This window comes from Streptomyces sp. enrichment culture (assembly GCF_964272895.1).
Lineage (GTDB): Bacteria > Actinomycetota > Actinomycetes > Streptomycetales > Streptomycetaceae > Streptomyces.
On the sequence record NZ_OZ186832.1, the window covers coordinates 2,272,916 to 2,298,020 of the forward strand.

Annotated in this window: 23 protein-coding genes and 1 riboswitch; of the genes, 15 read left to right on the top strand and 8 right to left on the bottom strand. The window is 72.9% G+C overall.

Annotated elements, in window-relative coordinates:
- Window positions 1-89: 89 nt before the first annotated feature.
- The 3 genes from ACSU6M_RS10300 (at window position 90) to ACSU6M_RS10310 (ending at window position 2,369) form a co-directional block, all read left to right on the top strand.
- Complete coding sequence (locus tag ACSU6M_RS10300; protein WP_437068926.1) at window positions 90-932, top strand: hypothetical protein; 843 nt, start codon at window positions 90-92, stop codon at window positions 930-932.
- A gap of 102 nt (window positions 933-1,034) precedes the next feature.
- Window positions 1,035-2,030 (top strand): LLM class F420-dependent oxidoreductase, encoded by a 996-nt coding sequence (locus ACSU6M_RS10305; protein ID WP_437068928.1) that lies wholly within the window; start codon window positions 1,035-1,037, stop codon window positions 2,028-2,030.
- A 45-nt stretch (window positions 2,031-2,075) separates the two neighbouring features.
- Window positions 2,076-2,369: a hypothetical protein gene (locus ACSU6M_RS10310; RefSeq protein WP_437068929.1), complete on the top strand. Its 294-nt coding sequence runs from the start codon at window positions 2,076-2,078 to the stop codon at window positions 2,367-2,369.
- A 30-nt stretch (window positions 2,370-2,399) separates the two neighbouring features.
- On the opposite strand, the gene ACSU6M_RS10315 is transcribed toward ACSU6M_RS10310, so the two are convergent.
- The 3 genes from ACSU6M_RS10315 to ACSU6M_RS10325 are packed head-to-tail and all read right to left on the bottom strand — an operon-like array spanning window position 2,400 to window position 5,631.
- Window positions 2,400-3,470, bottom strand: a complete 1,071-nt coding sequence (locus ACSU6M_RS10315) for a prenyltransferase/squalene oxidase repeat-containing protein (RefSeq protein ID WP_437068931.1) — start codon at window positions 3,468-3,470, stop codon at window positions 2,400-2,402.
- Window positions 3,467-4,201 carry a class I SAM-dependent methyltransferase gene (locus ACSU6M_RS10320; RefSeq protein ID WP_437068933.1) on the bottom strand — a complete coding sequence of 245 codons (735 nt, stop codon included), beginning with the start codon at window positions 4,199-4,201 and terminating at the stop codon, window positions 3,467-3,469. Before ACSU6M_RS10320 ends, ACSU6M_RS10315 begins: the two co-directional genes overlap by 4 nt.
- Complete coding sequence (locus tag ACSU6M_RS10325) at window positions 4,195-5,631, bottom strand: glycosyltransferase family 4 protein (protein ID WP_437068934.1); 1,437 nt, start codon at window positions 5,629-5,631, stop codon at window positions 4,195-4,197. The genes ACSU6M_RS10320 and ACSU6M_RS10325 overlap by 7 nt, the downstream gene beginning before the upstream one ends.
- Before the next feature lie 220 nt (window positions 5,632-5,851).
- Here ACSU6M_RS10325 and ACSU6M_RS10330 point away from each other — a divergent pair, with 220 nt between their 5' ends.
- The gene (locus ACSU6M_RS10330; RefSeq protein ID WP_437068936.1) at window positions 5,852-6,475 is read left to right on the top strand and encodes a TetR family transcriptional regulator; all 624 of its coding nucleotides are present in this window, start codon (window positions 5,852-5,854) and stop codon (window positions 6,473-6,475) included.
- A 254-nt stretch (window positions 6,476-6,729) separates the two neighbouring features.
- Here the strand turns inward: ACSU6M_RS10330 and ACSU6M_RS10335 are convergent, their stop codons facing one another.
- The 3 genes from ACSU6M_RS10335 to ACSU6M_RS10345 all read right to left on the bottom strand — a co-directional run bounded on the left by ACSU6M_RS10335 (window position 6,730) and on the right by ACSU6M_RS10345 (window position 8,985).
- A complete protein-coding gene (locus ACSU6M_RS10335) occupies window positions 6,730-7,233 on the bottom strand; it encodes a hypothetical protein (protein ID WP_437068938.1) in 504 nt (167 codons plus the stop codon).
- Window positions 7,234-7,296: 63 nt separating this feature from the next.
- Entirely contained in the window at window positions 7,297-7,530 is a 234-nt protein-coding gene (locus tag ACSU6M_RS10340) for a ferredoxin (protein ID WP_437068940.1), read from the bottom strand.
- Between the two features lie 3 nt (window positions 7,531-7,533).
- Entirely contained in the window at window positions 7,534-8,985 is a 1,452-nt protein-coding gene (locus ACSU6M_RS10345) for an aldehyde dehydrogenase (protein ID WP_437068942.1), read from the bottom strand.
- Window positions 8,986-9,254: 269 nt separating this feature from the next.
- Between ACSU6M_RS10345 and ACSU6M_RS10350 the strand changes: the two genes are divergently transcribed.
- The 8 genes from ACSU6M_RS10350 to ACSU6M_RS10385 all read left to right on the top strand — a co-directional run bounded on the left by ACSU6M_RS10350 (window position 9,255) and on the right by ACSU6M_RS10385 (window position 18,108).
- Window positions 9,255-10,313 carry a prealbumin-like fold domain-containing protein gene (locus ACSU6M_RS10350; protein WP_437068944.1) on the top strand — a complete coding sequence of 353 codons (1,059 nt, stop codon included), beginning with the start codon at window positions 9,255-9,257 and terminating at the stop codon, window positions 10,311-10,313.
- Between the two features lie 113 nt (window positions 10,314-10,426).
- Window positions 10,427-11,455 (top strand): MBL fold metallo-hydrolase, encoded by a 1,029-nt coding sequence (locus tag ACSU6M_RS10355; protein WP_437068945.1) that lies wholly within the window; start codon window positions 10,427-10,429, stop codon window positions 11,453-11,455.
- 43 nt (window positions 11,456-11,498) lie between these two features.
- A riboswitch (cobalamin riboswitch) is annotated at window positions 11,499-11,641 on the top strand.
- An 86-nt stretch (window positions 11,642-11,727) separates the two neighbouring features.
- Window positions 11,728-12,987, top strand: a complete 1,260-nt coding sequence (locus tag ACSU6M_RS10360; RefSeq protein WP_437068947.1) for a prenyltransferase/squalene oxidase repeat-containing protein — start codon at window positions 11,728-11,730, stop codon at window positions 12,985-12,987.
- Window positions 12,984-13,610 carry an SCO2322 family protein gene (locus tag ACSU6M_RS10365; RefSeq protein ID WP_437068948.1) on the top strand — a complete coding sequence of 209 codons (627 nt, stop codon included), beginning with the start codon at window positions 12,984-12,986 and terminating at the stop codon, window positions 13,608-13,610. The genes ACSU6M_RS10360 and ACSU6M_RS10365 overlap by 4 nt, the downstream gene beginning before the upstream one ends.
- Window positions 13,603-14,688, top strand: a complete 1,086-nt coding sequence (locus tag ACSU6M_RS10370; protein WP_437068949.1) for an energy-coupling factor transporter transmembrane component T — start codon at window positions 13,603-13,605, stop codon at window positions 14,686-14,688. Before ACSU6M_RS10365 ends, ACSU6M_RS10370 begins: the two co-directional genes overlap by 8 nt.
- Entirely contained in the window at window positions 14,685-16,478 is a 1,794-nt protein-coding gene (locus tag ACSU6M_RS10375) for an ABC transporter ATP-binding protein (RefSeq protein WP_437068950.1), read from the top strand. The genes ACSU6M_RS10370 and ACSU6M_RS10375 overlap by 4 nt, the downstream gene beginning before the upstream one ends.
- Window positions 16,475-17,365, top strand: coding sequence for an ECF transporter S component (locus tag ACSU6M_RS10380; protein ID WP_437068952.1), 891 nt, complete (start codon window positions 16,475-16,477; stop codon window positions 17,363-17,365). The genes ACSU6M_RS10375 and ACSU6M_RS10380 overlap by 4 nt, the downstream gene beginning before the upstream one ends.
- Window positions 17,366-17,691: 326 nt before the next feature.
- Entirely contained in the window at window positions 17,692-18,108 is a 417-nt protein-coding gene (locus ACSU6M_RS10385) for a transglycosylase SLT domain-containing protein (RefSeq protein WP_437068954.1), read from the top strand.
- Between the two features lie 98 nt (window positions 18,109-18,206).
- On the opposite strand, the gene ACSU6M_RS10390 is transcribed toward ACSU6M_RS10385, so the two are convergent.
- Window positions 18,207-19,442 (bottom strand): cytochrome P450, encoded by a 1,236-nt coding sequence (locus ACSU6M_RS10390; RefSeq protein ID WP_437068956.1) that lies wholly within the window; start codon window positions 19,440-19,442, stop codon window positions 18,207-18,209.
- Between the two features lie 181 nt (window positions 19,443-19,623).
- Between ACSU6M_RS10390 and ACSU6M_RS10395 the strand changes: the two genes are divergently transcribed.
- Entirely contained in the window at window positions 19,624-20,793 is a 1,170-nt protein-coding gene (locus tag ACSU6M_RS10395; protein WP_437068958.1) for a steroid 3-ketoacyl-CoA thiolase, read from the top strand.
- Between the two features lie 21 nt (window positions 20,794-20,814).
- Here ACSU6M_RS10395 and ACSU6M_RS10400 read toward each other — a convergent pair whose 3' ends face one another.
- Window positions 20,815-22,848: a bifunctional glycosyltransferase 87/phosphatase PAP2 family protein gene (locus ACSU6M_RS10400; RefSeq protein WP_437068960.1), complete on the bottom strand. Its 2,034-nt coding sequence runs from the start codon at window positions 22,846-22,848 to the stop codon at window positions 20,815-20,817.
- A gap of 242 nt (window positions 22,849-23,090) precedes the next feature.
- Here ACSU6M_RS10400 and ACSU6M_RS10405 point away from each other — a divergent pair, with 242 nt between their 5' ends.
- Complete coding sequence (locus ACSU6M_RS10405) at window positions 23,091-24,338, top strand: DUF2330 domain-containing protein (protein WP_437068961.1); 1,248 nt, start codon at window positions 23,091-23,093, stop codon at window positions 24,336-24,338.
- Window positions 24,339-24,426: 88 nt separating this feature from the next.
- Complete coding sequence (locus ACSU6M_RS10410; protein WP_437068963.1) at window positions 24,427-25,098, top strand: O-methyltransferase; 672 nt, start codon at window positions 24,427-24,429, stop codon at window positions 25,096-25,098.
- The last annotated feature ends 7 nt before the right edge of the window (window positions 25,099-25,105 follow it).

The following is a 25,105-nucleotide window of genomic DNA, read 5'->3' on the forward strand; positions in this document are numbered from 1 at the left end:
CGCCCCTGGATCCGGGCGGACACCCTGATCTCGCGGACGATAGTGTCATCGCTGCCGATGACGAGACGACGACTGACGAAGGACAAGTAGTGAATATCCGCTCCCTCACTCGGGGCGACGGCGTGGTGATCGGAGCAGCGGTGTTGCTGTTCATCGCGTCGTTCCTCGACCTCTACTCGATCGATGGTGCCCCTGACAGCGCCGACATCCCCAGCCTCTGGGGCAGCGGGCCGGTCGTGTTCGGCGTATTGCTGGCCGGCATCATCGGCGCCGCGCTCGTCGTCCTGAGCCGAGGTATGCCGCAGACGCCGAAGGTCGCCGGTCTGGAACTGGGCCAGTTCGGTGTCGCCTTCACCGTGTTCGCCGCCTGGAGCGCGCTCGGCAACATCTTCGACCCCGTCGGCGGCTTCGACAACGGTGACGGAGACTTCTCCGATGCCTTCGGGCCCGGCACCGGCCTGATCATCGCCCTCATCGCCACCCTGGTGATGGCCGCCGCCGCCGTGGCCACCCCCCTGGTCCCGGCCCTGAAGGCCGCCCTCGTCGGCGCCCCGCGCCCCGCCGCCCCCCAGCCCTACGGCGGCGGCCAGCCCTCCGGCGGCTACGGCTACCCGGGCGCCGGCGCCCCTCAGCAGCCGCAGCCCTTCGGCGGCCAGCCGCAGCAGCCGTACGGCGGCCAGCCCCAGGCGCCGCAGGCGCCCCAGGCCCCGCAGGCGCCGCAGCCCGCGGCTGCGGACTTCTCCCCGTTCTGGTTCGCGGTCCCGGTCGCGCGCCCCCTCTTCGCGGAGGACGGCTCGCAGACCCCGATCGCCGAACTCGCCCCGGGCACCTGGTACCTGGCGGTCGAGCAGCGCGGTGCGGCCCTGGTCGCGCAGACCCAGGACGGCCGCCGCGGCGTCCTCCAGGACACGAGCGGCATCCAGCGCGGCTGATCCCGCCGATCCGGCACCCACGGCCCCTCGCCCTTCCGGGCGGGGGGCCGTCGCCGTACCCTCACCCCGGCACCTGACGCAGCGTCAGAAAGGGGTGTCCGCATGCGACTCGGACTCGCGCTCGGCTACTGGGGCCGCGGCCCCTCCCCCGACCACGTCCCCCTCGCCCAGGAGGCCGAACGCCTCGGCTACGACTCGGTGTGGACCGCGGAGAGCTGGGGCTCGGACGCCTTCACGCCCCTCACCTGGATCGCCGCCCACACCTCCCGCATCCGCCTCGGCACGGCCGTGGCCCAGATGGCGGCCCGCTCCCCCACCGCCACCGCCATGCACGCCCTCACCCTGGACCACCTCTCCGGCGGCCGTGTGCTGCTGGGCCTCGGCCTGTCCGGGCCGCAGGTGGTGGAGGGCTGGTACGGCCGCCCGTTCCCCAAGTCGCCCCTGACCGCCACCCGCGAGTACGTCGACGTCGTACGCCAGGTCCTGCGCCGCGAGGCGCCCGTCACCCAGGACGGCCGCCACCACCCGCTGCCCTACCGCGGCCCGGACGCCACCGGCCTCGGCAGGCCCCTGAAGCCGATCACCCACCCCCTGCGCCCCGGCCTGCCGATCCTGCTGGGCGCCGAGGGCCCGAAGAACATCGCGCAGACGACGCGGATCGCCGACGGCTGGCTGCCCCTGTACTGGTCCCCCACCCGCCCGGCGCTGCACGACGTCCCCGAAGGCTTCCTCGTCGCCCCGCTGGCCCAGGTCCGGATCTGCGCGGACGTCACCGAGGGCCTGCGGCCCGTGAAGGCCATGCTCGGCTTCTACATCGGCGGCATGGGCCACGCCTCCCGCAACTTCCACGCCGACCTCATGGCGCGCATGGGCTACGAGGAGGAGGCCCGCCGGGTCCAGGAGCTCTTCCTCGCCGGCCGCCGCGACGAGGCCGTCGACGCCGTCCCCGACGCCTTCGCCGACGAGATCTCCCTGGTCGGCCCCCGCGAACGCGTCGCCGAGCGCCTGGAGTTGTGGCGCAAGGGCCCGGTGACCGACCTGCTCGCCCTCGCCCCGGACCGCGAGTCGCTGCGCGTGCTGGCCGAACTGAACTCCTGAGCGCGTGAGGGGTTTCGCCCCCGCACGCCGGGCTACCCGGTGCCCATGTCTCCTCGATATCGCACCGGTGGCGGCCAGGCCGGGACGGTCATCGCCATCGTGGCCGACATCATGGCCTTCATCCTGGGTCTGTGGATCCTGCTCTACCTGCTGGACGCCAACCGCTCCAACGACTTCGTCCAGCTCGTCCACGACGTCGCCCGCTGGCTCGCCGGCTGGTCCCACGACCTGTTCACCTTCGACGAGGCATGGGCGAGGGTGGTCGCGGGCTACGGCCTGGCGGCGGTGGTGTACCTGTTCGTGGGCCACGCGATCGCCAACCGGGTGCACCGGCACTGAACGGGACCCACCCCAGCCGCAGCGGTCCGGCTAGCCGCAGCAGTCCGGGTCCAGCCCCTGCGGAAGACGCTCACCGGAGAACACCGCGCACGTCGCCTCGTGGCCGCCCAGCGCCGCCACGGCGAGCAGCAAGGACCCCGCCGTCCACGTGGTGAGCTCCCGCGGCCAGATCACCCCTTCGTCGAACACGTACCCGGTCCAGTACAGGCCGCTCTCCGGGTCCCGCAGGTGCTGGATCGACTGGAGGATCTCCAGCGCGCGGTCCGACTCGCCCATCGCCCACAGGGCCAGGGCGAGTTCGCAGGACTCGCCGCCGGTGACCCACGGGTTGGGGACGACACAGCGCACCCCGAGCCCGGGCACGACGAACCGCTCCCAGGACTCCTCGATCCGCGCCTTGGCCTCGGCCCCGGTGAGCGCGCCGCCCAGCACCGGGTAGTACCAGTCCATCGAGTAGCGGTCCTTGTCGAGGAACCGCTCCGGATGCCGCCGCACGGCGTGCCGCAGCGCGCCCACCGCCAGCTCCCAGTCCGGCTGCGTCTCCTCCCGCTGCTCGGCGATCGCCAGCGCGCACCGCAGCGCCTGATGGATCGAGGAGGAGCCGGTGAGGAGCGCGTCGGCGGTCGGCGTGCCGTCGTCGTCGCGCCGCCAGCCGATCTGCCCGCCCGGCTGCTGGAGCCGCAGCACGAACTCGACCGCCGCGTAGACGGTGGGCCACATGCGGTCCAGGAACACGTCGTCGCCGGTGGACAGGTAGTGGTGCCACACGCCTACGGCGATGTAGGCGACGAAGTTGGTCTCGCGGCCCCGGTCGGTGACGTCGTCGTACGCCCCGTCGGCGTAGGCCGCGTACCAGGAGCCGTCCTCGTTCTGGTGCCGGGCGAGCCACTCGTAGGCCCGCTCGGCCGCCTCGTGCTCACCGGCCGCGTCCAGGGCCATGGCGGCCTCGGTGTGGTCCCACGGGTCGAGGTGGTGGCCCCGGAACCAGGGGATCGCGCCGTCCTCCCGCTGCACGGCGAGGATGCCGGCGACGGTGGCGGCGGCCTGCTCCGCGGTGAGGACCCCGGGCAGGACGAGGTGTTCTGTCCGGGGGGTCGTCACTGGGCGTCCACCCGGGGGAGATGGGGCTTGGTCGCGTAGACGACGAAGCTCTTGCCGATCAGCGGGTTCAGCGCCTGCTCGGCGACCCGCGTGGCCAGCGGCTTCTTCATGATGTCCCAGACCAGCAGCTTGTGGTACGCCCGCACGGGCAGCGCCTTGTCGTTGTCCACGCCGAACGCGCACTTCAGCCACCAGTACGGGGAGTGCAGCGCGTGCGCGTGGTGCGAGCCGTACGGCTTGAGGCCGGCTTCCTTGATCTTGCCGATCAGCTCGTCCGCCTTGTAGATGCGGATGTGGCCGCCCTCGACCTCGTGGTAGGCGTCGGACAGGGCCCAGCAGACCTTCTCGGGGCCGTAGCGCGGCACGGTGACCGCGATCCGTCCGCCGGGCTTGAGCACGCGGACCATCTCCGCGAGGACGCCCTTGTCGTCCGGGATGTGCTCCATCACCTCGGAGATGATCACGACGTCGAAGGACTCGTCGGGGAAGGGCAGGGCGAGCGCGTCGCCCTCCATGGCCGTCGCGGTGGCCCCCTGCGGCGCCTCGCCCGCCTCCTTCATCGCCGCGAACCACTTCGCGACCTCGCGGATCTCCTCGCCGTTCTGATCCAGCGCCACGACCTGCGCCCCGCGCCGGTAGCACTCGAACGCGTGCCGTCCGGCCCCGCAGCCGAGGTCCAGGACACGGTCGCCCGGGGCGAGCGGGAACCGGGAGAAGTCGACGGTCAGCACGTGGCCCTGCTTTCGGAATCGGATACGACAACTTCGACGGCGGACGCCGGGCTCGCGGCGGCGGAGGCTGAGCTCGCGGGAGCGGACGCCGGGCTCGCGGCGGCAGAGGCCGGGGTCGCGGAGGCGGGCGTCCGGGGCGCGGAGCGGGCGATCGCCTCGCGGTAGTGGGCCACCGTGCCCTCCGCCGCGCGGGCCCAGGTGAAGTGCCGCAGCACCCGCTCACGGCCGGCCGCGCCCAGCCGCGCTCTCAGCTCGGGGTCCCCCAGCAGCCGTACCAGCCCAGCGGCCAGCTCCCCCGCATCGCCCGCCGGCACGGCGAGGCAGGTCTCGCCGTCCTTGCCGGCGACCTCGGGGATCGCGCCCCCGGTCGTGGCGACCAGCGGCGTCGCCGTCGCCATCGCCTCGGCGGCCGGCAGGGAGAAGCCCTCGTAGAGGGACGGCACGCACGCGACCTGCGCCGAGCGCACGAGGTCGACGAGCTCGGCGTCGGAGATGCCCTTGACGAACTCGACGGCGCCCGTGAGCCCGTACCGCTCCATGGCCTGGGCGACGGGCCCCTCCGTCGGCCGCTTGCCGACGACGACGAGGTGGGCGCCCGGATGTTCCGTACGGACCTTGGCGAGCGCCTCGACGAGGAAGACCAGGCCCTTCAGCGGCACGTCCGCGCTGGACGTGGTGACGATCCGCCCCGGCACGCGGACCACGGACGGATCGGGCGAGAACAGGTCGGTGTCGGCGCCGATGTGCACCACGTGCACCCGGCCGGGCCGTACGCCGAGATGGTCGACGATCTCCTGACGCGAGGTGCCGGAGACGGTGAGCACGGACGGCAGCCGCCGCGCGACGCGCTTCTGCATCCGCGTGAAGGCGTACCAGCGCCGCACCGCGTACCGCCGCTGCCAGGTCTCGGCGGCGTCCAGCTCCAGCTGCCGGTCCACGGTGATGGGGTGATGGATCGTCGTCACCAGCGGCGCGCCGATGTCGCCCAGCAGCCCGTATCCCAGCGTCTGGTTGTCGTGCACGACGTCGAACTGCCCGCGCCGCTCCCGCAGATGGCGGCGGGCGCGCAGCGAGAACGTCAGCGGCTCGGGGAACCCGCCGGTCCACATGGTCCCGACCTCGAGCGCGTCGATCCAGTCCCGGTACTCGTCGCGCTGGGGGGTGCGGAAGGGGTCGGGCTGGCGGTACAGGTCGAGGCTGGGCAGCTCGGTCAGGGTGACGCCCTCGTCGAGGACCGGGTAGGGCTGCGCGCCGATGACCTCGACGCGGTGCCCGAGGCGGGCGAGCTCGCGCGAGAGGTGGCGGACGTAGACGCCCTGGCCGCCGCAGAACGGGTTGCCCTTGTAGGTGAGGAGTGCGATGCGGAGCGGTCGCTCGCCGTCTGCGGCCAGGCCCTCCGGGGGGCCCGCCTGACTGGCCTCAGCGCTCACTCTGGGCCCCCTTCTCCCTGCAATTTCCCGCGAGACTACGCGGAGACGCTAACCTAGAACAAGTTACAGACTTGATCGTTCAAGAGCCTCTGAATCTACCGGCAGGTAGCCCCGCTGGGAGAGGTGGATCAGGTGATTCACGCCACGGCCGGAGCCTGGCATGCTCTGTCCGATCACTGCTCCTCCCACTCCTGCTCACCGACTGTCACGGACGGGATCCATGCCTGCGCAAGCCAAGCCGGCCAAGGTGGAAGCCAGCGACGTACGCCCGGCGTCCGCGCCGCTGACCGAGCGGCAGCAGGCCCGCCGGCGGCGCATCCTGCACGCGAGCGCGCAGCTGGCGAGCCGGGGCGGTTTCGACGCGGTGCAGATGCGGGAGGTGGCGGAGTCCTCGCAGGTGGCGCTGGGCACGCTCTACCGGTACTTCCCCTCGAAGGTGCATCTGCTGGTGGCGACGATGCAGGACCAGCTGGAGCACATGCACGCCACACTGCGCAAGAAGCCGCCCTCGGGCGACACGGCGGCGGAGCGCGTGGCGGAGACCCTGATGCGGGCCTTCCGGGCGCTGCAGCGCGAGCCGCATCTCGCCGACGCGATGGTGCGGGCGCTGACCTTCGCCGACCGCAGCGTCTCCCCCGAGGTGGACCAGGTCTCGCGGCAGACCACGGCGATCATCCTGGACGCGATGAACCTGACCGACCCCACCCCGGCCCAGCTCTCGGCCGTCCGGGTCATCGAGCACACCTGGCACTCGGCCCTGATCACCTGGCTGTCCGGCCGGGCGTCCATCGCGCAGGTGCGCATCGACATCGAGACGGTGTGCCGCCTGATCGACGACGTCTGAACCGCGTATCGACCGCGAAAAACCTACGAGACGGGTTCCCTGCGCCGGCATGGTCCGGATCAGGTTCTGGGGGTCGCCTTCCGGCCCGACTACTGCCTTCCGGCCTCTCAGCCCGACCGTCGACGTCGGCAATGGCGGATGCCTGCGCATCTCGCCAGAGTCGGCTACTCCGCTCGGACTCCCTCACTCGCCTCGTAGGCCACTTCCAGGATAGAGCGCACAAAGCCGGACAGAACACCCCGAATCCATGATTTTTACGGAGTGGGGGTGGCCGAGCCGGCCGCGCAGTCCGCGGCCCACGCCTCGATCATGATCCCGGTCATCCCGTGGAGGTCGGCCCCGGCGATGACGTCCATGTGCCAGCTGCCCTTCTCGGGCAGATAGCCGTAGCCGGCCGTCTCCTTGTTCTCCGGCCTCGGGCTCACCTTCCAGCCGCGCCGCTCCAGTTCCTCCGCGACCCGCTCCACCTGGCGGCGGGCGGGCGCGGCGGACGTCTCGGCCACGGCGATCAGCTGGCAGGCAAGGCGCTCGGTCAGGCCGGTCCGCACGAACCGCAGCCCCTCGAACGTCCCCGCTCCGGCCGCCGCCCGGATGTCCCGGCGCACGGAGGCCGTCGTCGGCCCGGCGCCCTTCGCCCCCGCCGGCACCGAGGCCGACGCCGAAGCCGCCCCTTCGGACCGCTCGTCCGATCCGCCGCCGCAGCCCGCCAGCACCACGACGGCCGCGACCGCGGCCGCGGCGACCCCCGCCCCACGCATGCTCGTCTCCCCCACCCGTCATGGACAGCGCAAGCAGCTTCACACACGCCCGCTCGACTTTCCCTACTCCTCCGGTGGAAACACCGCCTCCCCGCTCCCCACCAGCGTGATCACGATGGCCTCCACGGGACAGTTCTCGGCGGCCTCCAGCACCCGCTCGTCCGCGTCGGTCTCCGGCTCCACCGGACGCGACTGGCGGGCGGCGTCCAGCCGGAAGCCCTCCGCCACCCGGTGGACGCACTGCGCGGAGCCGATGCACAGGGACCGGTCGACCTCGACATGCCAGCGGTCGCCCACGGCTCAGGCCCCCGCCGGGAGGTGGATCATCTTGTGCTCCAGATACTCGCCGTACCCCTCGGGCCCGAACTCCCTGCCCAGCCCGCTGTTCTTGTAGCCCCCGAACGGCCCGAGCATGTCGAGGCTGAAGGTGTTGACGGAGTACGTCCCCGTCCGGACCCGCCGCGCCACCTCCACGCCCCGCTGCACGTCCCCCGTCCACACACTGCCGCTGAGCCCGTAGTCGGAGTCGTTCGCGATCCGGACCGCCTCCGCCTCGTCGCCGTAGGCGAGCAGGCAGATCACCGGCCCGAAGATCTCCTCGCGGGCGATGCGCATGGAGTTGTCGACGTCGCCGAAGAGCGTGGGCTCGACGTACCAGCCCCGCTCCAGCCCCGCCGGGCGCCCGCCGCCCGCGAGCACCTTGGCGCCCTCCTCCTGCCCGATCCGTATGTAGTCCAGGCTCCGCCGCTGCTGGCGCCGCGCCACGAGGGGGCCGACCTGTGTCGCCGGGTCCATCGGGTCGCCCACCCGCAGCGCGCCCGCCGCCGCCGCAAGGGCCTCGGCGAACTCCTCGTAGCGCGAGCGCGGCAGCAGGATGCGGGTCTGGGCCACGCACGCCTGTCCGTTGTTCATCCAGGCCGCCGGGACGATCCCGGCCACGGCCGTCTCCACGTCCGCGTCCGGCAGCACCACCGCCGCCGACTTGCCGCCCAGCTCCAGCGTGACCCGCGTCAGATTCCGCGCCGCCACCTCCATCACCCGGCGGCCGGCCGCCACCGACCCGGTGAAGGAGACCTTGTCCACGTCCGGGTGCCCGACCAGGTACTCGCCGACCTCCCGGTCGGCCGGCAGGATCGACAGCACGCCCTCCGGCAGCCCCGCCTCGCGGACGATCTCACCCAGGACGTACGCGTCCAGGGGCGCCTCCGGGGACGGCTTGAGCACCGCCGTGCAGCCGGCGAGCAGCGCCGGCGCGAGCTTGGCGGCCGCCACGAACTGCGGGACGTTCCAGGGGACCACGGCCGTGACCACCCCGACCGGCTCGCGCCGCACCAGGATCCGGCCCAGCACTCCCTCGCGCCGCTCCTCGTGGCAGAAGTCCCGCGCCACCCTGATCGCCGCATCCCACACCATCATCGCGCCAAGCGCCTGGGCGAGGACGCTCCAGGAGTACGGGGACCCGTTCTCGGCGGTGATCACGCGCGCGAGTTCCTCGTGCCGCGCGGCGATGCCGTCCTTGATCCGGGTGACCACCGCGATCCGCTCCTGGAGCGGCAGCCGGGGCCAGGGCCCCTCGTCGAACGCCCGGCGCGCCACCGCCACCGCCCGGTCCACGTCCGCCCGTGAGGCGTGCGGGACCCGTCCGATGATCTCCTCGGTGTGCGGGGAGATCACCTCGATGACGTCCCGGCCGAGCGGGTCGGTCCATTCCCCGCCGATGAAAAGCTGTCCGTGCTCCACGAGCTCCGCCATGGCCGAACGCCTCCCTGGGCAACCATTTCTGACGATGTTTCAGAATCGGTGTGGAGAACTGATACCAGTTCTAGTTCCACTAGGCCAGGGCCACGGCCGAACGGACCGCCACCGCGAAAATATGCTCTTCACAGAGCTTTCCGGGCGGTCCCTGCGTCTGGTCGGCGTAGTCCCTGGTGTGGCTGCACGCGATTCGTGCCGAACGGTTCGAATACTCGGCTTCGGGTGAAAGCCCCCGAGCCGAACACCAACGAGGTGGAGCCATCCCTATGAGAGCAACTGCCCGGTCCCAGCCGGCCAGATCCAGGTCGCTGGGCGCGCGCTGCCGGTCCTCCCTCATCGCCGTCGGCATGGCGACCGCGATGTCGGTCTCCTTCGCCGGGACGGCGGTGGCCGACACGGCGGGTCCGCCGAGCGGGGACGGCGAACAGCCCGTCCTGAAGCTGGGCAACGTGACCTGCGCCGACGTACTGAACCCGGAAGACTTCCTGTTCGAGCACAAGCACGAGCCGGTCGTCAGCGTGACGGACTTCCCCGTGTCCTACACCGACCCCGACACGGGCGAGATGCTCACCGGGCTGCTGGACGTCACCGTCTCCAGCACCCTGCGGGGGCCGGTGTTCCGCTACAACGTCACGGGTGACCTCATCCCCGTGGGTGTCGTGGTCAAGGGCGGTCCGAACGCCAACTTCTACGACTACCGTCCGGGCGGCAACGCCAACGACTCGTACCTGCACGCGCCGGTCAACGACAGGAACAACAAGTTCTTCGGCCTCAGCCACGTCTCGTTCTGCTTCGACGAGGTCAAGCCCGGCGCCCTGCAGATCAACAAGAACAGCAGCAAGGGCGGCTCCGTCCTCGCCGAGGGCGCGAAGTTCGCGGTCAACGGGCCGAGCCTGCCGACCGAGACGGTGACCGACACCCAGAACACCCCGATGGGCGAGGTGCCCGACGAGGACCCCGCCACCGGCGTGGTGTGCATCTCGGGTCTGCGTCCCGGCAACTACACGGTCTCCGAGACCCAGGCTCCCCCCGGATACGCCCGCGACACCACCACGAAGACCGTCACGGTCGTCCCCGGCACGGACTGCAACGGCAACCGGCCCGCGGGCACGTCCACCGGTCGCGCCACCTTCGTGAACAAGCCGCTCGCCGACGTCGACATCACCGTCACCGGGCAGCAGCCGGGCGAGATCAACTCCAAGATCGTGTGCCGCAAGGGCACGACGGTCGTCGGCAACAGCGGTGCCTACACCGACCCGGCGAACCTCACGATGACCGGCCTCAAGCCGGGCATCTACACCTGCACGCTGGACATCGACCCGTGATCCGGCCGTAGCCGACGGCACTCCCGACCCCGCCCCGCGCAGCCGACGCAGCAGGGCGGGGTCGCCGCCGTGTGGACCCGCCCAGGACGTCTGACGTACCGTCAGGTATGGCCATGACGCGGACGTTCGATCACGGCGGGGGCGTACGGTCGATCGAGGTGCCGATCCCGGACAACCCCCTGGGGCACACTCTGGTCTACGTCGTCGACAGCGACCGCGGCCCGGTGCTGGTCGACACCGGCTGGGACGACCCGGCGTCCTGGTCCGCGCTGACCCGCGGCCTGACGGCGTGCGGCACCTCGGTCGCCGAGCTGCACGGCGTCGTCGTCACCCACCACCACCCCGACCACCACGGTCTGTCCGGGCGGGTGCGCGAGGCGTCCGGTGCCTGGGTGGCGATGCACCCGGCCGACACCGACGTCGTACGCCGCACCCGTGCGAGCCGCCCCGAGCACTGGTACGCCTACATGGCCGCCAAGCTCACCGCGGCCGGCGCCCCCGAGACCCATGCGGCCCCCCTGCGCACGGCCCGCGGCACGCTCCCCGGCCTCGCCCCCGCCCTGCCCGACCGCGACATCGTCCCCGGCGAGCCGCTTCCGCTCCCCGGCCGCCGGCTGCGGGCGATCTGGACGCCCGGACACACCCCCGGCCATGTCTGCCTCCACCTGGAGGAGCGCCACCCGGCCGGTCTCCCCGGCCGCGGCCGCCTCTTCTCCGGCGACCATCTGCTCCCCGGCATCACCCCGCACATCGGTCTCTACGAGGACCCGGACGACACCGTCGTCACCGATCCGCTCGGCGACTACCTCGACTCCCTCGAACGCGTCGCCCGCCTCGCCCCCGCCGAGATCCTCCCCGCCCACCAGCACGCCTTCACCGGCGCGGCCTCCCGAGTCGACCGGCTCCTCGCCCACCACGAGGCCCGCCTCACCGGCCTCCTCCGCCTCCTCGACCGGCCCCTGACCCCCTGGCAGCTGGCCGAGCGCATGGACTGGAACCGCCCCTGGGCGCAACTCCCCCACGCCTCCCGCACCATCGCCGTCTCCGAGGCCGAGGCCCACCTGCGCCACCTGGTCAAGCAGGGCCGCGCGGAGCCGGTGCCGGGCAGCGAGCCGGTCGCGTACATCGCCGCGTCGTCATGAGCCCCGGCGGACCCGGCGCGGCACCCACGCCCTCGGCCCGTTCCGTACGGGCCGGTAAAGTGGCCGCGTCGTCATCACACGCGTACAGGGGGAAGCCGGTGCAAATCCGGCGCTGACCCGCAACCGTGAGCCATTGCCCGACGAGGGCCGGCGAGCCGGATCGCCCGGTACGTACGTGAAACGGCTCACGCACCGTCGAGGTCTACGGAGCCGAGCCGCCCGGGGTCCTCCCGTGCTGTCCGGCTCCCCTAGGGGAGAGGCACCCGCCGATCATGAACGTCCGCCGCAGCGCCGCGGCCCTGGCCGCCGTCGCCGTACTCGGCACCGCCACGCCCGCCGTCGCATCCCCCTCGCCGTCGCCGTCGGTGCAGCTCCCCGACGGGCTGTACGGGACCGGCGACCCGACCTACGACGGCGTCTGGCGGCAGTCGCTGGCGATCCTGGCCCAGCTGGACCAGGGCGTGACGCCCGCGAAGAAGGCCGTCGACTGGCTGGCCGGACAGCAGTGCGCCAACGGCGCGTTCGCCGCGTTCCGCGCCGAGCCGGGCAAGCCCTGCGACGCCAGGACGATGGTCGACACCAACAGCACGGCCGCCGCCGTCCAGGCCCTCGCCGGCGTCCCCGGCCGCAAGGACGCGAAGGCCGCCACGGCCAAGGCCGTCACCTGGCTGAAGTCGGTGCAGAACACGGACGGCGGCTGGGGCTACACGCCGGGCGGCCCCAGCGACGCGAACTCCACCTCCGTGGTCATCGGGGCGCTCGACGTCGCCGACGAGTCCGGCAGCAGCAAGGTCCGCAAGAACGGCAAGTCCCCGTACGACGCCCTCCTGAAGCTCGCCCTGCCCTGCACCGGCAAGGACGCGGGCGCCTTCGCCTACCAGCCGGACAAGAAGGGCGGGCTCGCCGCCAACGCGGACGCCACCGCCGCGGCCGTCACCGCCCTGATCGGCAACCCCCTGGGCGGCGGGCAGGAGCCCGGCGACGCGCAGTCCGAGCCCGCCTGCACGAAGCCCGGCTCCCCGGACGACGCCGTCGTCGACACCGCCTTCAACGGCGCCTCCTGGCTCGTCCGGTCCCTGGCCGAGGACAAGCACCTGAAGTCCGCCATGCCCGGCGCCGAGGCCCAGCCCGACTACGGCAACACCGCCGACGCGGTCGTCGCCCTCGCCGCCGCCGGGTTCGGCAAGGAGGCCACCGCCTCCGCCCGCTGGCTGGAGGCCAACGCCCTGAAGTGGGCCGAGCAGTCCGGCCCCGCCGCCTACGCCCAGCTCGTCCTCGCCGCCCGTGCCGCCGGCCTCGACCCGCGCGACTTCGGCGGCGCGGACCTGGTCGCCCTGCTCAACGCCACCGGCCCGGCGCCCGCGGCGCAGGACAGTCCCTCGAAGTCCCCCGACACGTCCCCCACGAAGAAGGAGGACCAGAAGGACGACGACGGCGAGGGTGTCAGCGTCTGGTGGATCATCGGCGTCGGCCTCGTCGGCGGCATCGGCATCGGCTTCCTGATCAGCGCCCGCAAGAAGCCCCAGCCGTGATCCGCCGTACCCTCCTCGCGCTGCTGGCCGCGCTGCTGTTCGCGGGTGCGGCCGTACCCGCCCACGCCGCCGGCTACCGCTACTGGTCGTTCTGGGACCGCGACGGCTCCCGCTGGGTCTACGCCACCCAGGGCCCTGCCACCGCCCGCCCCTCCGACGGGGACGTGCAGGGCTTCCGGTTCGCGGTCAGCGAGGACTCCCAGGACGCCGACCAGCCGCGCGGCACCGCCGACTTCGCGGCGATCTGCGCGGACACCCCGGCCCGCCAGGGCAAGAAGCGCGTCGCCCTCGTCCTCGACTTCGGTACGCCCGCCGACGCCCCCTCCGGCGAGACACCGCCGCCCGCCCGCAGGGTGTGCGCGAGCGTCCCCGACGACGCGACGACCGCCGAGGCCCTGGCCACCGTGGCCAAGCCGCTGCGCTACGACACCAACGCCCTGCTGTGCGCCATCGCGGGCTACCCGCGCCAGGGCTGCGGAGAGCAGGTGTCCGCCGGTGACACGTCCCCCGAGGGCGAGCGGAAGGACACCGGCAGCGGGCCCTCCCTCGGCCTGATCGGCGGGATCGGCGTGGTCGTGCTGCTCGGCGCGGCGGCGCTCTGGCAGGCACGCCGCCGTGCGTGACGGCAGGCCGCTGCACCCCGGTGCGTGGTGGCTGTGGGCGCTCGGGCTGGGCGTCGCCGCCTCCCGCACCACCAACCCGCTGCTGCTCGGCCTGCTCGTCGCCGTCTCCGGGTATGTCGTGGCGGTCCGCCGCCCCGACGCCCCCTGGGCCCGTTCGTACGGCGCGTTCGTGAAGCTGGCGCTGGTCGTCATCGCCGTCCGGCTGGCGTTCGCCGTCTTCCTCGGCTCGCCCGTCCAGGGCACCACCGTCCTGCTGCGCCTGCCCGAACTGCCGCTTCCCGACTGGGCGCAGGGCGTCCGCCTGGGCGGCAGGGTGACCGCCGAGGGCGTGGTGTTCGCCCTCTACGACGCCCTGCGGATGGCCGCGCTGCTCATCTGCGTCGGCGCCGCGAACGCCCTCGCCAACCCCTCCCGGCTGCTGAAGTCCCTGCCGGGCGCGCTGTACGAGGCGGGCGTCGCGGTGGTCGTCGCCCTCACCTTCGCCCCGAACCTCGTCGCGGACGTGCAGCGGCTGCGCGCCGCCCGCCGGCTGCGCGGCCGCCCCGACCGGGGCCTGCGCGGCCTGCTGCACGTGGGGCTGCCGGTGCTGGAGGGCGCGTTGGAGCGCTCGGTCGCCCTCGCCGCCGCGATGGACTCCCGCGGTTACGGCCGTACCGTCCGGGTGACGGCAGCGGTCCGCCGTACGACCGCCGCGCTCACCGTGACCGGGCTGCTGGGCGTGTGCGCGGGCACGTACGGCGTGCTGACCGCCGGGGGCGGCACCTACGGGCTGCCGGTGCTGCTGGCCGGGGTCGTGGCCGCGCTCGCCGGGCTCGTGCTGGGCGGCCGCCGCACCCCGCGCACCCGCTACCGCCCCGACCGCTGGGACGTACGGGCCCTGCTGGCCGCCGGTTCGGGAGCCGGGGTCGCCGCGCTGCTGGTGCTGGCCGCGAGCCGTGACCCGGCCGTGCTGAATCCGGGTGTCGTCCCGATCGTCGCGCCCGAGCTGCCGCTGTGGCCCGCGGCGGCCTGTCTGCTGGGCCTGCTGCCCGCGTTCGTCAGCCCGCCACCCGCCGTGAAGTCCGAGGAGCCGTCGTGATCCGTTTCGAGGATGTCTCCGTGACGTACGAGGGGGCGTGCGAGCCCTCCGTGCGGGGCGTTGACCTGGAGGTGCCCGAGGGCGAACTCGTCCTCCTCGTGGGCCCGTCCGGGGTCGGCAAGTCCACCGTCCTCGGCGCGGTCGGCGGCCTGGTCCCGCACTTCACCGGCGGCACCCTGCGCGGCCGGGTCACGGTCGCGGGCCGTGACACCCGTACGCACAAGCCGCGCGATCTGGCCGACGTGGTCGGCACGGTGGGCCAGGATCCGCGCTCGCACTTCGTGACGGACACCGTGGAGGAGGAGCTCGCCTACGGCATGGAGTCCCTGGGCCTCGCGCCCGACGTGATGCGCCGCCGCATGGAGGAGACCCTCGACCTCCTGGGCCTGGCGGGGCTGCGCGACCGCGCCCTCGCCGGCCTCTCCGCGGGCCAGCAGCAGCGGGTCGCCATCGGGTCCGTCCTCACCGCACACCCGAGCGTCCTCGTCCTGGACGAGCCGACCTCCGCCCTCGACCCGGCCGCCGCGGAGGAGGTCCTCGCCGTCCTCCAGCGGCTCGTGCACGACCTCGGTACGACGATCCTGTTGGCCGAGCACCGCCTGGAGCGCGTCATCCACTACGCCGACCGCATCCTCCTGCTCCCCGCGCCGGGCGCCGCGCCGGTCCTCGGCACCCCGGCCGAGGTGATGGCCGTCTCCCCGGTCTTCCCCCCGGTCGTGGAACTGGGCCGCACGGCCGGCTGGTCGCCCCTGCCCCTCACCGTCCGCGACGCCCGCCGCAGGGCGGCGGACCTGCGGGAGCGGCTGGCCGGGCGGGAGCCGGCGCCGGCCGGCCGGGAGGCCGCGGAGCCGCCCGCCGAGCGTCTCCGCGCACTCCGCCAGCCGGAGCAGCCCCCCGCCGAGCACACCCCCGCACCCCGCCGCCCCGACGCGGCCACCGCCACCGGCCGGGCAGCCGCCGGCGCACGCCCGGCCGTCCTGCCCCGCGCCCGTCGCCTCTTCGCGGGCCGCCGCACCACCCCGGCCCCCGACACCCCGTCCCCCGTCGCCGAGGTCCGCTCGCTCGCCGTCCGGCGCGGCCGTGTCCCCGCGCTGCGCACCGTGGATCTCACCGTCTCCCCCGGCGAGACGATCGCCCTGATGGGCCGCAACGGCGCCGGGAAGTCCACGCTGCTCTCCACCCTGGTCGGCCTCCTGGAGCCCGCCCGGGGCACGGTCCGCACCGGCGGAGCCGTCCCGCACAGCACACCGCCCCGCGAACTGGTCCGCAAGGTCGGCCTGGTCCCGCAGGAGCCGCGCGACCTCCTCTACGCCGACACGGTCGCCGGCGAGTGCGCGCAGGCCGACCGCGACGCAGGCGCCGAACCGGGCACCTGCCGGGCCCTGGTCTCGGAGCTGCTGCCGGACGTGGCGGACGACACCCACCCGCGCGACCTCTCCGAGGGCCAGCGCCTCTCCCTGGCCCTGGCCGTCGTCCTCACCGCCCGCCCTCCTCTCCTGCTGCTCGACGAGCCGACCCGCGGTCTCGACTACGCGGCGAAGGCCCGCCTGGTCGTCCTGCTGCGCGGCCTGGCCGCCGAGGGCCACGCGATCGTGCTGGCCACGCACGACGTGGAACTGGCGGCCGAGCTGGCCGATCGGGTGGTGCTGCTCGCCGACGGCGAGGTGATAGCCGACGGCCCGGCGGCGGACGTGGTGATGTCCTCCCCCTCCTACGCCCCGCAGGTGGCCAAGATCCTCGCCCCGCAGAAGTGGCTCACGGTCGCCCAGGTGCGGGAGGCGCTCGCATGAGCAGGACGGGCGAGACCGGCAGGGCGGGCACGGCGAGGACCGGCAGGACCGGCAAGGCCGGCGCGGGTGACGGCCGCCGCCCTCGGGCCGTCCGCCTGGGCCCCCGCTCGATCACCGCCCTCACCCTGGTGAGCGCGGTCGGCGTGGCGGCCCTGACCTGGCCGTTCTTCGCCCCGCCGGAGTCGGCCGCGTTCGCGCACGCCCAGGACGCGCCCTGGCTGTTCGCGGGCCTGCTGGTCCTGCTGGTCGCGGTGGTGGCGGCGACGATCGCGGAGTCCGGCCTCGGCCCGAAGGCGGTGGCGATGCTGGGCGTCCTGGCGGCGGCCGGAGCGGCCCTGCGCCCGATCGGCGCGGGCACCGCCGGCCTGGAGCCGATGTTCTTCCTGATGCTGCTCAGCGGCAGAGTCCTCGGCCCCGGCTTCGGCTTCGTCCTCGGCTGCGTCACGATGTTCGCGTCGTCCCTGCTGACCGGCGGGGTCGGCCCCTGGATGCCGTACCAGATGCTCTCCCTCGGCTGGTTCACGCTGGGCGCGGGGCTTCTGCCGGGCGCGGACCGGCTGCGCGGCCGGGCGGAGATCCTGCTGCTGGCGGGGTACGGGGTGGTGGCCTCCTTCGGCTACGGCCTGGTGATGAACATGCAGGGCTGGCCCTTCCTGAACCCCGAGGCCGCGCTCATCGCCCCGGACGCGGACGCCGGCCCCCTCGCCAACCTCGCCCGCTTCCTGGTCTACGTCGTGACCACCTCCCTCGGCTGGGACCTCGGCCGGGCCGTCTGCACGGTCGTCCTGACCGTCACCCTCGGTCCGACGATCCTCAAGGCGCTGCGCCGCGGCACCCGCCGGGCCGCTTTCGAGGCGCCGGTCACATTCGACGGCCCCGCTCGGTGACCCCGTCGCCACGAGCCGTGAGGGAACGGGTGAAGCACCCCACATGACCCACGTCACCAACGAGTCGACATAGTAGACAAAACGGACTGTCATGTACGCATCGTTAGGCCCTCTGACCTGCGGATTGAGAGCCACATCACACAAACGACCTTCGGCGCGAATGCGGCCGCCACTAGTAAAAGGGGTGATTGCGGACCCCGGGCGGGCCTGCTTCTCTGGATGACGTCGCACGGCGCCGACGTGCCCCACGGGCCTCGGCGCCGACGCATGTCCCGGACATCACGGGAGTGCAGCGGCCGCAACGCCCCCGACGAAAAGGTTCTCCCTTGTCTTTCGCCCGCTTCCGCCGCGCCCTGTCCCCGAAGAAGGCCCTCACCACCGCCGCCGTGGCCACCGCCGCCGCCGGCATCGCGCTCTCCGCGGCTCCCGCGCAGGCCGCCCCGATGGCTTCCGAGACCGAGGCCCAGGCGATCGCGAAGCAGATGATCCCGAACGCCGCGCAGTACCAGGCATTCGCGAACATCGTCGAGCACGAGAGCGGCTGGGACGTCGACGCCACCAACCCGTCCTCCGGCGCCTACGGCCTGGTCCAGGCCCTGCCCGGCTCCAAGATGGCCTCGGCCGGCTCCGACTGGAAGACCAATGCCGCCACCCAGATCGAGTGGGGTCTGGACTACATGAACTCCCGCTACGGCAGCCCGGTCGGCGCCTGGAACTTCTGGCAGGCCAACGGCTGGTACTGAGCCACCGGCTCAGCCACCCACCGCTCGCACGACGGCGGCGGCCCCCGATCCCCGGGGCCGCCGCTCTCGCGTACCCGCCGCTTGCGCGCACCCCGGCGTCACCGCGCGCTGACCCGCAGCTCCTTCACCCCGTTGATCCACGCCGACCGCAGCCGCCGCGGCTCACCCACGAGCCGCAGCCCCGGCATGGCGTCCGCGAGCGCGTCGAAGATGAGGTCGATCTCCAGCACCGCCAGCGACTTGCCGAGGCAGAAGTGGGGTCCGCCCCCGCCGAACCCGAGGTGCGGGTTCGGGTCACGGGTGATGTCGAAGTCGTCCGGGCGCTCGAAGACCTCCGGGTCGTGATTGGCCGAGGCGTAGAAGAGGCCGACCCGGTCTCCCTTGCGGATCCGCTTCCCGCCGAGCTCGGTGTCCTGGGTGGCCGTGCGCTGGAAGGCGACGACGGGTGTCGCCCAGCGCACGATCTCCTCCGCGGCCGTGCCCGGCCGCTCCCGCTTGAACAGCTCCCACTGCTCGGGGTGGGTGAGGAAGGCGTGCATCCCGTGCGTGATGGCGTTGCGGGTCGTCTCGTTGCCCGCCACCGCCAGCATCAGCACGAAGAACCCGAACTCGTCCGAGGCGAGGTTCCCCTCGTCCTCCGCCGCCACCAGCGTCGAGACGATGTCCTGCGCCGGGCACCGCTTGCGCTCGGCGGCCATGTTCATGGCGTACGCGATGATCTCGGCGGCCGACTGCGCGCCGACCTCGTCCGTCACGGCGTACTCCGGATCGTCGTAGGCGATCATCCGGTTCGACCACTCGAAGATCTTCGCGCGGTCGTCCTGCGGTACGCCGATCAGTTCCGCGATGGCCTGGAGCGGCAGCTCGCACGCCACCTCGGTGACGAAGTCGAAGTCCCCGGCCCTGGCGCGCGCCCCGGCGACGATCGCCCGCGCCCGCTCGCGCAGCCGCTCCTCCAGCGCCCGGACCGACCGGGGCGTGAACCCGCGCTGCACGATCTGCCGTACACGGGTGTGCTCGGGCGGGTCCATGTTGAGCAGGATCAGCCGCTGGGCGTCGATCCGGTCGCGTTCGATGTGCTCGTTGAAGCGGATGACCGCGGTGTTGAGGGTGGAGGAGAAGACCTCGGGGTGCGTGGAGACGTATTTGACGTCGGCGTGCCGGGTCACGGCCCAGTAGCCCTCGTCCTGGAAGCCGGCCGCATTGCCCGACTGCGGGATCCAGCAGACCGGTTCGGCCCGGCGTAGCGCGGCGAACTCCGGCAGGGGCACTCGGTGGTGCAGCAGGTCGGGGTCGGTGAAGTCGAACCCGTCGGGTAGCGCTGGACAGGGCATCGGCGGCTCCAGCCATCTGACCACTTGTCTGACGGTTCATCAGATACAGGGTGCGGAGAAGGTAGTTCGGCCGCCTGCAACCTGCAAGACCCTTGCGGTGACCGGCATCACATCAGCAGACTACGAGCGGAACTAGAACACGTACCAGTTCTGTGCCCCCTCTCCGAGAGGACCCGCACCCATGGCCGCCGAACCCGTGATCGTGGAAGCCGTCCGCACCCCCATCGGCAAGCGCGGCGGCGCGCTCGCCAACCTCCACCCCGCCTACCTCCTCGGCGAGACCTACCGCGAACTCCTGGGCCGCACCGGCATCCCCGCCGACTGCGTCGAGCAGATCGTCGGCGGCACCGTCACCCACGCCGGTGAACAGACCATGAACCCCGCACGCACGGCCTGGCTGGCCATGGGCCTGCCCTACGAGACGGCCGCGACGACGGTCGACGCCCAGTGCGGCTCCTCCCAGCAGGCAAGCCATATGACCGCCAACATGATCGCGGCGGGCGTCATCGACGTGGGCATCTCCTGCGGCGTGGAGTCGATGTCCCGCGTCCCGCTCGGCTCGGCGAGCAAGCACGGCCCGGGCAAGCCCTTCCCGGACGAGTGGAACGTCGACCTCCCCAACCAGTTCCACGCCGCCGAACGCATCGCCCACCGCCGCGGCCTCACCCGCGAGGACGTCGACCGCCTGGGCCTGATGTCCCAGCAGCGCGCGGCCACCGCCTGGGCCGAGGAGCGCTTCAAGCGCGAGACCTTCGCCGTCCAGGTCCCGACGACGGAGGAGGAGCAGTACGCCGGTCAGGGCATGTGGCGCCTGGTCGACAAGGACGAGGGCCTCCGCGACACCTCCCTGGAGGCCCTGGCCGGGCTCAAAGCGGTGATGCCGGCGGCCGTCCACACCGCGGGCAACTCGTCCCAGATCTCCGACGGGGCGGCGGCCATCATGTGGGCGTCGAAGAGGATGGCCCGCGCGCTGAAGCTCAGGCCCCGCGCGCGGATCGTCGCCCAGGCCCTGGTGGGCGCCGACCCGCACTTCCACCTGGACGGCCCGATCGACGCCACCAAGGCGGTCCTGGGGAAGGCAGGCATGTCCCTCCGGGACATCGACATCGTGGAGATCAACGAAGCCTTCGCCTCCGTGGTGCTGAGCTGGGCCCAGGTCTTCGAGCAGGACCTGGACAAGGTCAACGTCAACGGCGGCGGCATAGCCCTGGGCCACCCGGTCGGCGCGACCGGCGCCCGCCTCATCACCACGGCCCTGCACGAACTGGAGCGCGCCGACAAGGAGTTCGCCCTGATCACCATGTGCGCGGGCGGCGCTCTGGCCACCGGCACGATCATCCAGCGTCTGTGACTCCGCCCGAGCCCGCCCCGGCTAGCTCTTCACCGCTGTGCGCTCCTTCTCTTCGGCCGCCGCGACCGCCGTACGTGCTCTGGGCCCCTGGAACACGTACGCCAGTCCGAAGCCCGCGAGGACGACCACCGCGCCGCCGACCGCGTCGAGGATCCAGTGGTTGCCGGTGGCGACGATGGCCGAGACGGTGAACAGGGGATGCAGCAGCCCCAGTGCCTTCATCCAGAGCTTCGGGGCGACGACGGCGATGACCAGGCCGCACCACAGGGACCAGCCGAAGTGGAGGGAGGGCATGGCGGCGTACTGGTTGGTGAGGGCGGTCAGCGTGCCGTAGTCGGGTTGGGAGAAGTCCTGGACGCCGTGGACCGTGTCGATGATGCCGAGGGTGGGCATGAGGCGGGGCGGGGCGAGGGGGTAGAGCCAGAAGCCGACCAGGGCGAGGAGGGTGGTCAGGCCGATGGTGGAGCGGGCCCAGCGGTAGTCGGCGGGGCGGCGCCAGTAGAGGAGGCCGAGGACCGTGAGCGGGACCGCGAAGTGGAACGACGTGTAGTAGAAGTCGAAGAAGTCGCGCAGCCAGTCGATCTTCACGACGGCGTGGTTGACGGCGTGCTCGATGTCGATGTGCAGGAAGCGCTCGACCGACAGGATCTGCTCGCCGTGCTCCTCCGCCCGCGCCCGGCCCGCCGAGTTGCTGCCGCCGGTCGCCGCCAGCCGGACCTGCTGGTAGGCGGCGTAGGTCACGCGGATGAGGAGCAGTTCCAGGAGGAGGTTGGGGCGGGTGAGCACCCTGCGCAGGAACGGCAGCAGGGGGACGTGCCGCCAGCGGGCGGGGGCCTGGGGGGCGTACCGGGTGGGGATCGGTTCCTGGTAGTACGGCGAGGTCCGGGACAGGAACGGCAGGGCCGTCGCCGCGAGCAGTGCCGCGAGCAGGACCATGTTGTCCCGCAGCGGGTGCAGGGCCGCCATGTTCGGCAGCATCATCTTCGCCGGCAGGGTCATCACCAGGATGACGGCCACCGGCCACACAGAGCGGTCCGAGGCCCGCTTGCCGACCCGGCCGACCACCCCGAGCAGCACCCACAGGAGCTGGTGCTGCCAGGCCGTGGGCGCCACGACGATGGCCGCGCACCCCGTGATCGCCACGGCGAGCAGCAGCTGTCCGTCGCGGGCGTAGCGCACCGCCCGGCGCAGGCCGAGGGCGGCGACGGCGGCGCCGAGCACCAGGAACAGGGCGATCTCCAGCGGGCCGGAGAGGCCGGCTCTGAGCAGGGCTCCGTGCAGCGACTGGTTGGCGAGGTCGTCGGCCCTGCCGCCGAGGCCCGCGCCCGCGATGTGGTGGACCCAGTAGGTGTACGAGTCGTGCGGCATCGCCGCCCAGGCCAGTGCCGTGACGGCCGCGAAGGTGACGCCGGCGGACGCGGCGGCCCTGCGTCTCTCGGTGAACCACAGCAGCGGCGCGAACAGCAGCAGCGTCGGCTGCAGGGCCGCGGCCAGGCCGATCAGGGCGCCGCCGGCCCGCTGACCGCGTACGGCGAAACAGCCGAGCAGGACGAGCAGGACGGGGATGATGCTGGTCTGGCCGAGCCAGAGGGTGTTGCGTACCGGCAGCGACAGCATCAGCAGGCAGATCGCCACGGGCGCGGCGAACAGCGAGGTGCGCCGCCCGGCAGGCTGGGGCAGGGCCCGCGCGGCGATCAGGCCGAGCGCGGCCACGAGTAACAGCGTGCCGAACGTCCAGCACCAGCCGAGGGCCTGTTCCGCCGAACGGGTGAGGGGCTTGAGGACCAGACCGCTGAACGGCGTGCCCGTGAACCGGGTGGAGTCGTAGAGCGAGCCCTCGACGTGCAGGACGCCGTCCGGGCCCACCCAGGTCTCCAGGTCGGTCAGCCGCTCCCCCTCGGGCGAGCCGACGACGACGGCCATCTGCCGTACTCCGAGGACCGCGGCGACCAGCCACAGGCCGACTCTGGCCGCGCGCAGACGGGTCCGGGCCGTGCCGACGGCTGTCGCTCCGAAGGCTTCCGCCGGTCGCCCACTGTGCTCCGCATTCGCCACGCCTCGTCGGCCTCCCGCCCCGTCCGTCCACACATCCCGTACATGAGCTGCCTCTGCGAACCCCAGGGGGCTCGCACCACCCCGGAGACAGACGCAGGCCGTCCCCGCTTCACCTGACGTCGGTCCGCCTTTTGTCCGGATGACGATAGAACGAGGACCGACGGCGGCCGGGTTCCCGGGAACCGGATCTTCCGAGTGTGTCGTCCGAAGGTCGTAGTCGGCTCTACGGAGGGCGTGGGGGAATGTCCGGTTTCCTGTTCGGGCGGTCACGCGCGCGCGTACGGCTGCGTCTGCTGGCGCTCGTCCTGGGGCTGCTCGGCGTGCAGCTCGGTACGCAGCTGGTGGCACCGGCGTACGCGTGCGGCTGCGGCGCGATGGTGCCGGACGAGCGGCAGCGGGTGCGGGTGGACCGCGAGGAGTCCGTGGTGCGCTGGGACGGGCGCCAGGAGCAGATCGTGATGCGGCTGACCGTGAGCGGTGACGCCCGGCGGGCCGCCTGGATCATGCCGGTGCCGCACCGGGCGACGGTACGGCTGGGCGATCCGGGCCTCTTCGAGGAGCTGGCGGACGCCACCGCGCCCGTCCACCGCGACCGGCACTACTTCTGGCCGCGCCACGGCGACTGGCCGTTCGTCGAGGACGGCGACCTGGCCGGGGCGCCGCCGTCCGCCGAGGGGGCCGCCCCCGGCGTGGGCGTGGTCGGCCGGCAGCGGCTCGGCCCGTTCGACGTGGCCCGGCTCACCGCCACGGACCCGGACGCCCTGGACGGCTGGCTGCGCGAGAACGGCTTCACCTTCCCCGACCGCCTGCGCGAGGCGCTGCGGCCGTATGTGCGGATGCGCTGGGAGTACGTGGCGGTCCGGCTGGCGCCGGAGACGACGGCCGGGGCGCCCACGGACACGGCCTCGGGTACGCCGTCGAGCCCGGCCCCGGACACGGCCTCGGGTGCGCCCTCGGGTACGCCGAGCCCCGCCGCCGGCCCGTCCGGAACCGGCTCCGCCCTCACCGGCGCCCTCGACCCCCTCCACCTCACCTTCGCCGCCGAGGAACCCGTGTACCCGATGCGGCTGTCCCGGCTGGCGGCCACCCCGCAGTCGCTGGGCCTGTACGTCCTCGCCGACCACCGCATGGAGCCGCGCTCGCGGATCGGCGGCGAGCGGCCGCAGGTCACGTTCGCCGGGCGGATCTGGACGGCCGACGCGGGCCCGCTGGCGCGCCTGGCGCAGGGCACGCCGTATCTGACCGCCCTGGCACAGGAGTTCCCGGAGCCGTCGCGGATCTCCGGCGACCACGAGCTGACCAGGGCGGCGACGGACACCCCGTACCAGGAGGTGGTCTACGAGGACCGGCTGCTCACGGTCGCGGGCGTCCCGGCGTGGCTGCTGACGGTGGGCGGCGCGCTGACGGCGGCCGGCGCGGTGGCCGTGCTCGCGATCCGGTCCCGTCGGCGTCCGCGTCCGGGGAGGCCGGTGGAAACGCCGGGGGCGTGAAATGAGAGGCGCGGGAACCGGTGGCCCACTACATTCGTTAGAGTAGCTAGTTAGGGATTCTAATGAATATAGGAAAGGGCACGGACGCATGAGTCAGTCGGAGCAGTGGCACGCGGTCGACGCCTACCTCGCCTCTCGTCTCTCCCCGGACGACGAGGCGCTCCAGGCGGCCCGGCGCGACAGCGAGGCCGCCGGCCTGCCGCCCATCGCCGTCTCCGCGCCCCAGGGCAAGCTGCTGCACCTCCTCGCCCGGATCCAGGGCGCCCGCACGATCCTGGAGATCGGCACGCTCGGCGGTTACAGCACCATCTGGCTGGCCCGCGCGCTCCCGGAGGACGGCCGGCTGATCTCCCTGGAGTACGAGCCGCGCAACGCCGAGATCGCCACCCGCAACCTCGCCCGCGCGGGACTCGACAAGGTCGCCGAGGTCCGGGTCGGCGCGGCCCTGGACTCCCTGCCCCGGCTGGCCGACGAGAACCCGCCGCCCTTCGACCTGGTCTTCATCGACGCCGACAAGGCCAACAACTTGCACTATGTGGAGTGGGCGCTGCGACTCACCCGCGCGGGCAGCCTGATCGTCCTCGACAACGTGGTCCGCGGGGGCCGCGTCCTCGACGCCGACAGCACCGCGCCCGACGTCCAGGGCACCCGCGCCGCGCTCGACCTCATCGCCTCCCACCCGAGACTGACCGGCACGGCGGTGCAGACGGTGGGCGAGAAGGGCTGGGACGGTTTCGCGCTGGCCCGGGTACTGGCGTAACCCCGAC